General features: G+C 57.3%; 16 protein-coding genes and 1 tRNA gene. 8 read left to right on the forward strand and 9 right to left on the reverse strand.

The window, feature by feature from the left end; translation table 11 throughout:
* Genes AC8GFP_RS01910 through AC8GFP_RS01920 form a run of 3 tightly spaced genes read left to right on the forward strand, consistent with a single transcriptional unit; the run spans position 1 to position 2,611 of the window.
* On the forward strand, positions 1-1,134 hold the full coding sequence (locus AC8GFP_RS01910) for a COX15/CtaA family protein (protein ID WP_506609706.1): 1,134 nt from the start codon (positions 1-3) through the stop codon (positions 1,132-1,134).
* Positions 1,131-2,033, forward strand: a complete 903-nt coding sequence (gene cyoE, locus AC8GFP_RS01915; protein ID WP_506609707.1) for a heme o synthase — start codon at positions 1,131-1,133, stop codon at positions 2,031-2,033. Before AC8GFP_RS01910 ends, cyoE begins: the two co-directional genes overlap by 4 nt.
* Positions 2,030-2,611: an SCO family protein gene (locus AC8GFP_RS01920; RefSeq protein ID WP_506609709.1), complete on the forward strand. Its 582-nt coding sequence runs from the start codon at positions 2,030-2,032 to the stop codon at positions 2,609-2,611. The genes cyoE and AC8GFP_RS01920 overlap by 4 nt, the downstream gene beginning before the upstream one ends.
* A gap of 75 nt (positions 2,612-2,686) precedes the next feature.
* Here AC8GFP_RS01920 and rpoH read toward each other — a convergent pair whose 3' ends face one another.
* Together rpoH and ftsY are read right to left on the reverse strand one after the other, a co-directional pair.
* Positions 2,687-3,631 carry an RNA polymerase sigma factor RpoH gene (gene rpoH / locus AC8GFP_RS01925; RefSeq protein WP_506609711.1) on the reverse strand — a complete coding sequence of 315 codons (945 nt, stop codon included), beginning with the start codon at positions 3,629-3,631 and terminating at the stop codon, positions 2,687-2,689.
* Between the two features lie 149 nt (positions 3,632-3,780).
* Entirely contained in the window at positions 3,781-4,770 is a 990-nt protein-coding gene (ftsY, locus tag AC8GFP_RS01930; protein WP_506609713.1) for a signal recognition particle-docking protein FtsY, read from the reverse strand.
* A 64-nt stretch (positions 4,771-4,834) separates the two neighbouring features.
* Between ftsY and AC8GFP_RS01935 the strand changes: the two genes are divergently transcribed.
* The 5 genes from AC8GFP_RS01935 to AC8GFP_RS01955 are packed head-to-tail and all read left to right on the forward strand — an operon-like array spanning position 4,835 to position 8,922.
* Positions 4,835-6,256, forward strand: a complete 1,422-nt coding sequence (locus AC8GFP_RS01935; RefSeq protein WP_506609715.1) for a M16 family metallopeptidase — start codon at positions 4,835-4,837, stop codon at positions 6,254-6,256.
* Positions 6,253-7,572 carry a M16 family metallopeptidase gene (locus tag AC8GFP_RS01940; RefSeq protein WP_506609717.1) on the forward strand — a complete coding sequence of 440 codons (1,320 nt, stop codon included), beginning with the start codon at positions 6,253-6,255 and terminating at the stop codon, positions 7,570-7,572. The genes AC8GFP_RS01935 and AC8GFP_RS01940 overlap by 4 nt, the downstream gene beginning before the upstream one ends.
* Positions 7,569-8,126 (forward strand): 16S rRNA (guanine(966)-N(2))-methyltransferase RsmD, encoded by a 558-nt coding sequence (gene rsmD / locus AC8GFP_RS01945; protein WP_506609719.1) that lies wholly within the window; start codon positions 7,569-7,571, stop codon positions 8,124-8,126. Before AC8GFP_RS01940 ends, rsmD begins: the two co-directional genes overlap by 4 nt.
* A 31-nt stretch (positions 8,127-8,157) precedes the next feature.
* Positions 8,158-8,649 carry a pantetheine-phosphate adenylyltransferase gene (gene coaD, locus AC8GFP_RS01950; RefSeq protein WP_506609721.1) on the forward strand — a complete coding sequence of 164 codons (492 nt, stop codon included), beginning with the start codon at positions 8,158-8,160 and terminating at the stop codon, positions 8,647-8,649.
* Between the two features lie 9 nt (positions 8,650-8,658).
* Positions 8,659-8,922, forward strand: coding sequence for a YfhL family 4Fe-4S dicluster ferredoxin (locus AC8GFP_RS01955; RefSeq protein WP_506609723.1), 264 nt, complete (start codon positions 8,659-8,661; stop codon positions 8,920-8,922).
* A 3-nt stretch (positions 8,923-8,925) separates the two neighbouring features.
* On the opposite strand, the gene AC8GFP_RS01960 is transcribed toward AC8GFP_RS01955, so the two are convergent.
* The 7 genes from AC8GFP_RS01960 to AC8GFP_RS01990 all read right to left on the reverse strand — a co-directional run bounded on the left by AC8GFP_RS01960 (position 8,926) and on the right by AC8GFP_RS01990 (position 13,184).
* Positions 8,926-9,222, reverse strand: coding sequence for a hypothetical protein (locus AC8GFP_RS01960; protein WP_506609725.1), 297 nt, complete (start codon positions 9,220-9,222; stop codon positions 8,926-8,928).
* On the reverse strand, positions 9,176-9,853 hold the full coding sequence (pth, locus tag AC8GFP_RS01965; RefSeq protein ID WP_506609727.1) for an aminoacyl-tRNA hydrolase: 678 nt from the start codon (positions 9,851-9,853) through the stop codon (positions 9,176-9,178). The genes AC8GFP_RS01960 and pth overlap by 47 nt, the downstream gene beginning before the upstream one ends.
* 97 nt (positions 9,854-9,950) lie before the next feature.
* A complete protein-coding gene (locus AC8GFP_RS01970) occupies positions 9,951-10,577 on the reverse strand; it encodes a 50S ribosomal protein L25/general stress protein Ctc (RefSeq protein WP_506609729.1) in 627 nt (208 codons plus the stop codon).
* 98 nt (positions 10,578-10,675) lie between these two features.
* Positions 10,676-11,650, reverse strand: coding sequence for a ribose-phosphate pyrophosphokinase (locus AC8GFP_RS01975; RefSeq protein ID WP_506609731.1), 975 nt, complete (start codon positions 11,648-11,650; stop codon positions 10,676-10,678).
* 87 nt (positions 11,651-11,737) lie between these two features.
* Positions 11,738-11,814, reverse strand: a tRNA-Gln gene (locus tag AC8GFP_RS01980).
* Between the two features lie 33 nt (positions 11,815-11,847).
* Positions 11,848-12,693, reverse strand: a complete 846-nt coding sequence (gene ispE, locus AC8GFP_RS01985; protein ID WP_506609733.1) for a 4-(cytidine 5'-diphospho)-2-C-methyl-D-erythritol kinase — start codon at positions 12,691-12,693, stop codon at positions 11,848-11,850.
* A 41-nt stretch (positions 12,694-12,734) separates the two neighbouring features.
* Positions 12,735-13,184: a lipoprotein insertase outer membrane protein LolB gene (locus tag AC8GFP_RS01990; RefSeq protein WP_506609735.1), complete on the reverse strand. Its 450-nt coding sequence runs from the start codon at positions 13,182-13,184 to the stop codon at positions 12,735-12,737.
* Between the last annotated feature and the right edge of the window lie 24 nt (positions 13,185-13,208).

The following is a 13,208-nucleotide window of genomic DNA, read 5'->3' on the forward strand; positions in this document are numbered from 1 at the left end:
ATGGATGAAGTCGCCTTGATCAATATTGCGCCAATTGCCAAACTCTTGTTGATGGCGCTGTTGCTGGCTATGGGCCCGCTGGCTTGGGTCTGGCTCAAACATCGGCATTCTGAAAAACCGCAACGTGTTCGGCAGTTGACCTTGCTCACGCTGTTCCTCACGTTTGACTTGATTTTGTTCGGATCCTTCACCCGACTAACCGATTCCGGCTTGGGGTGTCCTGACTGGCCCGGCTGTTATGGATTTGCAAGCCCCATTGGCGCGAAGGAAGCGATTGCCCAAGCGCAGGCAGCCATGCCCACAGGCCCAGTCACGTGGGGTAAAGCTTGGATAGAAATGATCCACCGCTACTTGGCCATGATGGTGGGTGTGCTGATCCTGACCTTGGCTATTTTTTCTTGGCGCACCGAGCGAACGTTTTGGGGTTGGCCCACGCTCAGCCTGATTTGGGTTTGTGTGCAAGGGGCTTTTGGTGCTTTCACGGTGACCATGAAACTCTTTCCCGCCATCGTCAGCTTGCATTTATTGGGCGGCATGATGCTGGCCGTTTTTCTAACGCTGCAGTTGGTTCGCCAGCGACATTCGCCTTGGACGGAAGCTCGACGCCCTTTGCCCACCATGGTGTTTGCGTTGGTGGTGGTGACGGCATTGTTTTTGATTCTTCAAATCTTGCTGGGGGCTTGGGTCAGCAGCAACTACGCTGTGATGGCTTGCAACACCTACCCCGACTGTCAGGGCGTCTGGTGGCCGGATATGAACTTTGAAAAGGGTTTTGAGCTTTGGCGACCTTTGGGCATGGACGCTTCAGGCGCAGCCCTGCCATTCCAAGCCTTGACGGCCATACACATGGTGCACCGTTGGCACGCTGTTTGGGTGGTGTTGCTCTTGGTCATGGTGGCCATCGCTTTGTCTTCTCACGGCTTCAAGCGGCAATCCTTGTTGTTGACGGCGTTGGTGGTGCTGCAATTCATCACGGGCGTGAGCAATGCGGTGCTGGGTTGGCCCATGACCGCTGCCCTGTTGCACACGGGTGCAGCGGTTTCCATGTTGGTCTTGCTCAGTTGGGTTTTGGGCGTCACGCAAGCCGAAAATCCAAAGAACATTGCCACCACTTTTTCCAGGTCCATGCTATGAAAACATTGTCGGCCTTTATGCCTGTGCGTTGGCAGCAGTTCAATGCACTGACCAAGCCTCGCGTGATTCAATTGATTGTGTTTTGTGCACTGATTGGCATGGTGTTGGCAGTGCCAGGGGTTCCGACATGGTCTGAAGTTCAATTGGGCCTGATCGCCTGCTTGGGCATCTGGTTTGTTTCAGGCGCAGCAGCAGCCTTCAATTGCATTGTGGAAAAAGCCATTGACGCTCGCATGAAACGCACCTCATGGCGGCCCACGGCCAAAGGCGAGTTGAGCGACCGCGACACTTTGCTGTTTTCAGCTGTGTTGTGTTTGCTGGGTTCAGTCATTTTGTACATCTGGGTGAACCCACTCACCATGTGGCTGACCTTTGCCACGTTTGTGGGTTATGCGGTCATCTACACCGTCATCTTGAAGCCACTCACGCCGCAAAACATCGTCATCGGTGGCGCATCGGGTGCCATGCCTCCGGTGTTGGGTTGGGCCGCGATAACAGGCGATGTGGGCCCTGAAGCCCTCATCTTGTTCCTCATCATTTTCTTGTGGACACCTCCACATTTTTGGGCGTTGGCGCTCTACCGCGTCGAGGACTACCGCAAATCGGGCTTGCCCATGTTGCCCGTCACCCACGGCAACGAATTCACCCGCTTGCAAATCTTGCTCTACACCTTCGTGTTGCTGGCGGCGTGTTTGATGCCGTTTGTCTACCGCATGAGCGGCTGGTTCTACCTTATCAGCGCCTTGATTTTGAGCCTGATGTTTTGCTGGTATGGCTGGAAGCTGTGGCGCGAATACTCTGATGACTTGGCCCGCAAAACCTTCCGCTTCTCTCTGATACACCTGAGCTTGCTGTTTGCTGCTTTGCTGATTGACCATTATTTGCCGGGGCTGGCATGAATTTCAGACGAATACTGTTGGTGACAACTTGCGCCTTGTTTTTGCAGGCTTGTGCGCCTGATAAGCCCACTTTCAAAGCCATTGATTTGACCGGCGCTGATTATGCGCAAGGCTTTCAACTGAAGGATCAGTTTGGTCAAGTGCGGACTTTGACTGATTTCAAAGGGCAGGTGGTGGTGGTTTTCTTTGGCTTCACCCAGTGCCCCGATTTTTGCCCCACCACCCTGAGCGAATGGGTGCAGGTCAAGAAAGCCTTGGGTGAGAACAGTCAAAAACTGCAGGCCGTGTTCATCACGGTTGACCCAGAGCGTGACACGCCCGAGGTGCTGAAAGACTACATGGCCAACTTTGATCCCAGTTTTTTGGCGTTGATTCCGTCCATGGAGGAATTGCCAGCACTGGCCAAGAGTTACAAGATCTATTACAAAAAAGTACCTGGGCCCACGCCGACCAGTTACACCATGGACCACCAAGCCGGTACCTATATTTACGACACTGAAGGACGCTTGCGTTTGTATGCCCGCTATGGCTTGGGCCCCGTTGCTGTGGCGGAAGACATTGGCAAATTGCTGAAATAAAAAAACCGCTTGGTCTGCAGGGCAGGCAAGCGGTTTCAAGGGCAGGGCAGGCAAGCCCTTGGCAGATTAAACGTTTTAAGCGTATTCCAACAAAGCGGTTTTCATTTTCTTCATGGCCGCCACTTCAATTTGGCGGATGCGCTCGGCACTCACGCCGTATTCCGCAGCCAACTCGTGCAGCGTCATGCCGCCCGAATTGTCGTCATTCACCTTGAGCCAACGCTCTTCGACGATGCGACGGCTGCGAGCATCCAACACCTCTAGTGCTTGGCTGATGCCATCACTGGACATCAGGTCGCGTTGGTGCGCTTCGATCATGGCCGTGGGTTCGTGCTGCACATCGGCCAAGTAGGCGATGGGGCCAAACGCGTCTTCACCGTCGTCGCTGGGGCTGGGGTCGAGCAAGACATCGCCACCGGCCATGCGGGCTTCCATCTCAATCACCTCTTCGCGTTTGACATTGAGTTCTTTGGCCACGCTGTCGATTTGCGCGTCACTCAAAGTGTCGCGCGTCATGGTGTTGCGGTCTTCACCGGCGTCTGCTCGGAAGCCTTGCTTTTTCGAACGCAGGTTGAAAAACAATTTGCGCTGCGCCTTGGTGGTGGCGAGCTTGACCATGCGCCAGTTTTTGATGATGTACTCGTGAATCTCGGCCTTGATCCAGTGCAAGGCATAACTCACCAAGCGCACACCATGTTCGGGGTCGAAGCGTTTCACCGCTTTCATCAGGCCGACATTGCCTTCTTGAATCAGGTCAGCATGGGGCAGGCCATAACCGGCGTATTGGCGAGAAATAGACACCACCAAGCGCAGGTGCGACAAAATCAATTTGCCAGCTGCTTCCAAGTCATTGTTTTCTTTGAGCTTTTTGGCAAATTCTTGTTCTTGCTCCAGGGTCAGCATGGGCAAGCGGTTCACCGCCGAGATGTAGGCGTCCAGATTACCCAAGGGGGGCAGCAAGGCCCAAGGATTGGCGGCAACCGGCCCAGCGGCGGTGGTGGTCAACATCAACGTTGTCATCAATGGCTCCTGTCCAAATCAGTCATAACCCTTATATTAGCACTCTCTGAATCGGAGTGCCAAAATTTGATTAAAAGAATACTTTACGTTAAGTAGTGACGGGCACGAGGAAGTCAAGTCTGGAACCTGATTTCCTCTCGCAATGGTATTCAGGCGATCAGGGCTTGGGCAAACTCATCGGCGCTGAAGGCCTGCAAGTCTTGCAGTTGCTCGCCAATGCCAATGAAATAAACAGACAGCGGTTTATCGGCGCTGCGTTGCGCCGCCCACAGCGCGATAGCTGCCAGCACCCCACCTTTGGCGGTGCCGTCGAGTTTGGTGACGATCAGCCCGGTCAGGCCCAGCGTGTCGTCAAATGCTTTCACCTGCGCCAAGGCGTTTTGGCCGGTATTGCCATCGATCACCAACAGCACTTCGTGCGGCGAGGTGTCGTCGGCTTTTTGCAGCACACGTTTGATCTTTTTCAGCTCTTCCATCAGGTGCACCTGGGTGGGCAAACGCCCGGCAGTGTCCACCAGCACCACGTCGCGGCCCCGGGCTTTGCCCGCTGTGACCGCATCAAAACTCACCGCAGCCGGGTCGCCGTTGTCTTGGCTGATGATGTCGACCTGGTTGCGGTCGGCCCAGACCAGCAACTGTTCTTTGGCAGCCGCACGAAACGTATCCGCAGCGGCCAACAACACACTGGCACCAGCATCGTTCAAATGCCTGGTGAGCTTGCCAATCGAGGTGGTTTTACCGGCACCATTCACCCCTGCCACCATGATGACCGTGGGTTTGTGCTGGTCCAGTCGCAGTTCACCTTCCAGTGGGCGCAACAGATCGGCCAGCACCTGCACCAACAAGGCTTTCACATCAGCAGGGTCTTTGCTGCCAGCCGCCTTCACTTTTTGTTTCAAAGCTTGCAACACATGTTGGGTGGCGGCCATGCCAGCGTCGGACATCAGCAAGGCCGATTCGAGTTCTTCATACAGTGCGTCATCAATCACCTTGCCGCCGAACACCCCGGCGATGCTGCTGCCGGTGCGCTGCAAGCCACTGCGCAAGCGGCCCAACCAAGCTTGACTGGCCACTTGGGCGGCTTGACTGCTGGGAGCCGGGGAGGGCGCAGGGGTTTTTCGCTTGAACAAACTGAACATGAGGCGGGAGGTTCCTAGAATGCAGGCAGCTTGCAAGATCGCAAGCCTATGAACAAGTCATTCTATGAAACCCCATTTTTCGTTTGTGCTGCGCTATTTTTTCAGCGGCGTTTTGTTGATTGGCTCGGCGCTGCAGGCCACCGCTGCTTTGGCGCAAAGCTTGCAAGAGTTCACCTTGGCCAATGGCATGCGCGTCATCGTCAAAGCCGACCCCAAAGCCCCGACCGCAGTGCACATGGTCTGGTTGCGGGTGGGCTCCATGGACGAGGTGGACGGTGTCTCGGGCGTGGCCCACGTACTGGAACACATGCTGTTCAAAGGTTCGCCCACGGTGAAGCCGGGTGAGTTTTCACGCCGCGTGGCTGCCATGGGTGGGCGCGAAAACGCCTTCACCAACCGTGACTACACCGGCTACTTCCAACAAATTCCAGCCAACCGCTTGCCCGATGTGATGCGTTTGGAAGCCGATCGGTTTGTCAACAACCAATGGCCGGATGACGAATTCACGCGTGAACTCGAAGTGGTGAAAGAAGAACGCCGCATGCGCACCGACGACGTGCCGCGCATGCAACTCTATGAACTGCTCAACGCCACACAGTTCACCACCTCGCCTTACCGCCGCCCGGTGGTGGGCTGGATGAACGACTTGGACGCCATGAAGCCGCAAGATGCGCGGGACTTTTACAAGCGCTGGTATGTACCCGCCAATGCCGCGGTTGTCATCGTTGGGGATGTGAATCTGGCCCAAGTGAAGAAATGGGCCGAAGAGATTTATGGCCGGATTCCAGCGGGCAAAGTGCCCGAACGCAAACCACGCCTTGAGCCCGAGCAAACCGGCATGCGCCGCGTGCAAGTGAAGGCGCCTGCCGAACAAGCTTATGTGGTGCTGTCTTGGAAAGTGCCGGGCTTCAAAGCCTTTGACAACGAATCCAGCACCCAAGACGCCTTGGCCCTGACCATGTTGTCCGCCGTGCTGGATGGTTATGCAGGGGCGCGGCTTGACCGAGCCTTGGCGCAAGGCGACGACCGCATTGCTGACAGCGTGGGGGCGTCCAATGGCTTGACCGGTCGTGGGCCGCAAACCTTCAGCTTGGAAGGCATCCCTGCCAAAGGCAAAACCACCGAGCAACTGGAAGCTGCCTTGCGTGCCCAAGTGGCCCGCATTGCCAAAGAGGGCGTGAACGAGGCCGAGATGCGCCGCGTCAGGGCGCAGTGGTTGGCTTCCAACATTTACCAGCGTGATTCGCTGTTCAACCAAGCGCGTGAAATCGGCACTTACTGGGTAGAAGGCTTGCCCCCTGACACTTCCGAACGTCTGATCGAGCGCTTGGCAGCCGTCACGCCCGAGCAAATTCAGAAAGTAGCGCAAACCTATTTCGGCGATGACAACCTGACGGTGGCCACCTTGTTGCCGCAGTCGGGTCCTCGACCAGGGTTTCGCAAACCGCCGCCCGGTGCGCGGCACGGTGGGGAGGGCGCACGATGAAACGCTTTTTGTTCGCTCTCAGCATGGTGTGCTTGCACAGCACCGCCAGCGCAGGCATCCCCATCCAACACTGGACCTTGGACAACGGCGCCAAGGTGTATTTGGTGGAAGTACCGGGCTTGCCCATGGTGGACATGCAAGTGGAGTTTGATGCGGGCAGCCGTCGTGATGGCGGCTTCAATGGTTTGTCGAGTGCCACCGCCAGCATGATGGCCAAAGGCGTGAATGCACTGGGTAACCAAGCTGCCATGGACGAGAACGCTTTGGGCGAAGCCTGGGCCGATCTGGGCGCCCAGGTGAATGCCTCATCCTCCAGTGACCGCATGAGCTTGTCTTTGCGCAGCCTGACCCGCCCCGAACTGTTGGACGCGGCGGTGGCCTTGGCGGCACGTCAAATGGCGCACCCCAGCTTTCCCAATGCCATCTGGCAAAACGAGCGTGAACGCTGGGTGGCCAGCATCAAGGAGGCCAACACCAAACCAGCCACCCTGGCCAACCGGGCTTACAACAAAGCCTTGTTCGGCGACCATCCCTATGGTGCCGAGGTGGACGAGGCCAGTTTGCGCCGCATCGACACCTCGCTGATGGCGAAGTTTCATGCCGACCATTTCAAACCCTGTCTGGCCAAGGTCAGCGTCGTGGGTGCGCTCAACCGCGCCCAGGCGCAAGAAAGAGTGAAGCAGCTTTTGCAGCATTTACCCGTGGAAGCCGCTTGCCCCGTGTTGCCAAGCTTGCCCGAGGTTCAGCCCTTGAAGCAGGCACAAACCTTGAAAGTACCGTTTGAATCCGCGCAAGCCCATGTGTTCATTGGGCAGCCCGGCATTGCGCGTGAGCACCCAGACTTTTTAGCGCTCACGGTGGGCAACTACGTCTTGGGCGGCGGCGGCTTCGTGTCACGCCTGACCGAGCAGGTGCGTGAAAAGCGCGGCCTGAGTTACAGCGTCTACAGCTATTTCGGTGCTTGGCAACAAGCGGGCCCGTTCACCGTGGGCTTGCAAACTCGCCCCGATCAAGCCCAGCAAGCGGTGCAAGTGGCCACCGACGTGGTGGCCGAGTTTGTGAAAGCTGGTCCCACCGACAAAGAGTTGAAAGCCGCCAAAGACTTTCTGATTGGTGGCTTTGCGCTGCGTTTGGACAGCAACCGCAAGCTGATGGACAACCTCAGCAACATCGCTTGGTACAACCTGCCACTCGACTACCTTGACACTTGGACCGCTCAAGTGGACAAGCTCAGCACCAAAGACATTCAGCAAGCCTTTGCCCGCAACCTGCAACCCGAGCGCATGGTCACCGTCATCTTGGGTGCGCAGCCTTGACCAAGGGTGAGGTCCGCATCATTGGCGGCCAATGGAAGCGCAGCAAACTGCCGCTGGCCAAGGTCGAGAACCTGCGGCCCACCCCGGACCGGGTGCGCGAAACCTTGTTCAATTGGCTGGGCCAAGACCTCTCTGGTTGGCATTGCGCCGATGTGTTTGCGGGCACCGGCGCATTGGGTTTTGAAGCCGCGTCACGCGGTGCGGCCGCCGTGGTTTTGTGCGAGTCCAACAGCGCTTGCGTGGAAGCCATGGCCAAAAGCCAAGCCAAGCTCGGGGCCACACAAATGCGCATTCAACGTGGTGACGGTTTGGCCTTGCTGCGCCAATCGGTGCCCAACAGCCTCGACCTGATCCTGCTGGACCCGCCCTACGATTTCCCGCAGTACGACAAGTTGCTGGCCGCTGCCCAAGCCTGCATCAAACCCAGCGGTTGGGTGTATTTGGAAGCAGGCAAAGCCTGGACTGAAGCCGAGTTGCTGGCGCTGGGTTGGACCCTGAAACGCCATTTGAAGGCTGGCGCTGTGCATGCCCACTTGCTGCAGAGGGCGGCATAATGCCCCGCACCCCCTTGCACAAGGACTGTTCATGAGCCACGTGATCGCGCTGTACCCCGGCACCTTCGACCCCATCACCTTGGGGCACGAGGACATCGTGCGCCGTGCCGCCGCCATGTTTGACGAAGTGGTGATCGCCGTGGCCCGCGCCCACCACAAAAAAACCATGTTCAGCCTGGACCAGCGCGTGGACATGACCCGCCAAGCCCTGGCTGATTGCCCGAATGTGCGGGTGGAAACCTTTGAAGGCTTGGTGATTGAGTTTGCCCAGGCGATTGGTGCCCGCACCATGGTGCGCGGCATCCGCTCCATGACCGACTTTGACTACGAGTTTCAGCTGGCTGGCATGAACCGCCGACTGGCACCTGGCATTGACTCGGTGTTTTTAAACACCTTGGATGTGCACCAGTGCATCTCCAGCACCTTGGTACGCGAGATCGCCACCTTGGGCGGTGATGTGGCGCAATTTGTGTCACCAGCAGTTTTTAGTTTCATGCAAGCCAACTTGGGTGCCCAAACTTAAGGTGAACACATGGCTTTGATGATCACCGACGAGTGCATCAACTGCGATGTGTGCGAGCCGGAATGCCCCAATGACGCCATTTACATGGGTGTCAGCATTTATGAAATCGACCCGCACAAGTGCACCGAGTGCGTCGGCCACCACAACGAGCCACAGTGCGTTCAGGTGTGCCCGGTGGCTTGCATTCCGCTGAACCCTGAGCATGTCGAAAGCCAAGACACGCTGTGGGCCAAGTACCGGGTGTTGCAGATCCAAGCCGGGCGCACGGTTTAAGCCTTATTCCGCTACGCTGCGCTTGTTTTTTTTCTGAGCGGTTTTCTTGCTCTTCTTTTTCTTCTTCTTGGCGGGTGGTTCGGTTTCGCCGTTCATGTCAGCAACTTGTGCTTTGAACGCGGCCACTTTCTTCGGCTTGGCTAATGTGGCTTGCTCGTCGCAGGCTTGCATTTGGCCGCCGCGTTCGCATTGCAGCGATGGCGGCTCATTTTTGGCCTTGGCCACGGCGGGCAGAGGCGTGGCCAGACACAGGCTAAGCAGCGCCAGGCTCAGGGCCTGGGGGAGGTTGAGGTGTTTCATGCGATGCGCCTTCCTTGGTTGGAACGGCCGCCGCCGGTCTTGGCGGTTTGGGCCTGGGCGGCTTGCTGGTGTGCACTTGTTGGGTGGCTTTCACCATGTCGCCGCTCACCATCCAAGGTACGGCCAACAGGCTTCGGTCGATGCAAGTGTCAATCACTTTTCGCTGTTCAGGTGCAGGCTTCTTCAAAACCCAGTGAACCACTTCCGACTTGACACCGGGGTGGCCAATGCCTAGGCGCAGTCGCCAATAGGCATCGCTGCCCAACTGGGCATGGATGTCGAGCAAACCGTTGTGTCCGGCATGGCTGCCGCCCAACTTCAGCTTGGCTTCACCCGGCACCACGTCCAGTTCGTCGTGCACCACCATGATTTGCGCCGGTTCGATTTTGTAAAACCGCGCCAACGAAGCGACAGCCTTGCCAGACAGGTTCATGAAGGTGGCAGGCTTCAACAGCCACAGGGTGTCGCCTTGCAGCGTGGTGCGGGCCACCCAGCCGTGGTGGTTTTTATCCGGCTGCAACTGAACCTTCAGTTGCTGGGCCAATTGATCGATCCACCAGAACCCCGCGTTGTGGCGGGTGTCTTCGTATTCATTGCCTGGGTTGCCCAGGCCGACAAACAGTTTGATCATGGTGGGGCATTATCCGGCGCATCAAAAGGCCCGCCTAACACAAGCCGGCATCAAAAAAGCCCGCATCAGCGGGCTCTTCAAGGTCAGCGGCGAAGAATCACTTCTTGCCTTTGCCTTTGGCAGGTGCTGCAGGTGCGGCAGCGGCTTCGGGGGCGGCTTCTTCAACCACCGACACCACGCTCACCAACACAGGGTTGTTTTTGCCGTGGACGACGGGTTTGACACCTTTGGGCAGGGTGATGTCGTTCACGTGCAGCGAGGTGCCTTTTTTCAGGCCGCTCAGGTCCACTGCGATGAACTCGGGCAAATCAGCGGGCAAGCAGGCGATTTCCAACTCGGTCATGACCGGGTTGACCAAGCAAGCGTCGACTTTCACCGCAGGCGAGTTTTCTTGACCGCTGTAGTGGAGGGGCACTTTCATGTGCAACACAGTGTCAGCTTCCACGCGTTGGAAGTCGATGTGCAACACGAGTTGCTTGAATGGGTGGTATTGCACATCGCGCAACAACACTTTGGAGGACTTGCCGTTGAATTCCATCTCCAAAATCGAAGCGTGGAAGGCTTCCTTTTTCAGAGCGTGCCACAGTGCGTTGTGGTCGAGTTCAATGGATTGGGGTTCGTGGGCTTTGCCACCGTAAACGATACCGGGCGTGCGACCGGTGATGCGCAGACGGCGGCTCGCACCCGTACCCTGCTTTGTGCGCTCAAAAGCGACGAATTTCATAGCTATCTCCAGAAGAAGTCCACCGCGACCAGTGTGACTTCGGTTTCAAAACGGGGCGAAAAAACGCCCCACAACATTGTTTTCCTAGCAAGCCCGGCTTAAAAAAGCTGGTCTTGGTCGGAGAACAAACTCATGACCGACTCTCCTTTGGAGATGCGCTGGATGGTTTCAGCGATCAGGGGTGCCACGGAGAGTTGGCGAATCTTTTGGCATTGCTCGGCGGCCGGGCTCAAGGGGATGGTGTTGGTCACCACCACTTCATCCAAGGCGTCGCCTTTGGCGATGCGATCGATGGCGGGGCCGGAAAAAATAGGATGGGTGCAATAGGCGTAAACCTGCTTGGCGCCGCGCTCTTTCAGCACTTCCGCGGCCTTCACCAAGGTGCCTGCGGTGTCAATCATGTCGTCCATGATGACGCAATTGCGGCCCTCAATTTCACCGATGACGTGCATGACTTCGCTCACATTGGCTTTGGGGCGGCGTTTGTCAATGATGGCGAGGTCGCAACCCAGTTGTTTGGCCAAAGCGCGGGCACGCACCACACCGCCCACATCGGGCGACACGACGATCAGGTCGTCGTAGTTTTTCAGACGCAAGTCGCCCAGCAACACCGGCGAGGCGTAAATATTGTCGACGGGGATGTTGAAAAAGCCTTGGATTTGGTCGGCATGCAAGTCCATGGTGAGGACGCGGTCCACGCCCACGGTTTGCAGCAAATCGGCCACCAATTTGGCCGAAATAGGCACACGCGAAGAACGCGGACGGCGGTCTTGGCGGGCATAACCGAAGTAGGGGATGACGGCACTGATGCGCTCGGCGGAGGCCCGCTTGAGGGCGTCAACCATGATCAGCAATTCCATCAGGTTTTCGTTGGTGGGGTTGCAGGTGGACTGCACCACAAAGACGTCGCGGGCGCGAACGTTTTGTTTGATTTCAACCGTGACTTCGCCGTCGGAGAAGCGGCCCACCTCGGCGGCACCCAGATCGATTCCCAGGTGACCGGCTATCTCAGCGGCCAACACAGGGTTGGCGTTGCCGGTGAAGACCATGAAATCTGGTTGGGGGTTCGACATGCTGACGACCTGAGGTTAAAAAAACAAAGGGCAACGGTTCGCGGTGCTTGCCGCAAACCCTTGCCGCTTCCGTTCAAAGCAAAAGGGTGGCAGGGGAAGAAGGATTCGAACCTTCGCATGCTGGAATCAAAATCCAGTGCCTTAACCAACTTGGCGACTCCCCTACACGGGATACCTGTTTTACAACAAGTTTCCTGCTAATCGTCGCTGGAAACCCATCCGGCCAGGGGATGAATTTCCAAATTGCTGCACATTCGCAACTGCCAGCCTGGGGGCGGTTTGGTTAAAACCGCGTCCGCGCCAACAAGGGCAAAAACCGCACTGCCTGAACCAGTCATCCGAGCCTGTAAACCTTGGTTTTCAAACCACTGAAGGGCTTCGAAAACCTCGGGACACAGCCCTTGGGCAACTGCTTGCAAGTCGTTTCGCCCGAAGGCAAAGGGCTGTGCAGCAAAGTCCGAAATTGTAGCAGTAGAACTGTCCCTTTTGAGGGCCGCGCTTTTGAAAATACCGGCTGTGTCCAAACCCTGGGCAGGCTTGAGCACGGCAAATCGGGCGGTGGGAAGTTGGATGGGGGTGATGTCTTCGCCAATACCTTCCACCCAGGCGTTGTGGCCGCGCAAAAAAAACGGCACATCCGCGCCCAAGCTCAGGCCGATCGGAAGCAGCCTTGACAGCGGCCAATGCAGCTCCCACAGCCGGTTCAGGGCCAACAAGCAGGTGGCCGCATCCGAGGAGCCGCCGCCCATGCCAGCTTGGGCCGGCAGGCGTTTTTCGATCTTGATCAGCGCCCCAAGCGGGGTGCCCGAGGCGGCCTGCAAAGCGCGAGCGGCTCGCAAACACAGGTCGTCTTCGGGCAAGCCCACGGTCAAATCTTGGCGCAGTAATTGACCGTCGTTGCGCAGGTCAAAGTGCAACACATCCCACCAATCGATCAGCATGAACACTGATTGCAGCAAGTGGTAGCCGTCTGGGCGGCGGCCCGTGACGTGCAAAAACAAATTCAGCTTGGCCGGTGCGGGAACGTTGTGCAAGGACTTCATGCCGGTCCTTCAAGCTGGCTGAGACGCGGATGGGCTGCGGCTCATCGAGGATCTAGCAAGAGGGTGAGTTGCAAAGCAGGCAAGGGCGACTCGCGCTTGGCATAAACGCGGCGCCCGCTGGCAGGGCTTTCAGCGTTCAGTTGCCAGCCAGGCAGTGCCGGGCCATCCACATCCAACCATGCCAAAAGCGCGGGCAAGGGCAGGGCGGCACCGGTCAGTTGCTGGGTGAGTGCCTCCATCGAGGCGAAATCTTGCACTTTGTCACCTTGCAAAAGCTGTGCATTTTGTGGCGTCCACCGTGCTACAGCCAGCGTTGTGCCCAAGGGCGAGAAAAGGGACAACTCGCCATGGTCGGCACTGCCGTTGAGCTCGAAGCTGGCACTGAATTGTTCTGGGGTGGGTTGCAAAACCCGCAAGCTCAGCCGGCCTTGCCAGTGGCCTGCTTGTTTCAAACTGGCTTGTTGGGGACTGGGTGGGGGTTTGGTGAACATGGCGCAAGAGGCCAAAAGCGCAAC

It is taken from the genome of Limnohabitans simekii (SeqCode) (assembly GCF_965234735.1).
GTDB classification, from domain to species: domain Bacteria; phylum Pseudomonadota; class Gammaproteobacteria; order Burkholderiales; family Burkholderiaceae_C; genus Limnohabitans; species Limnohabitans simekii.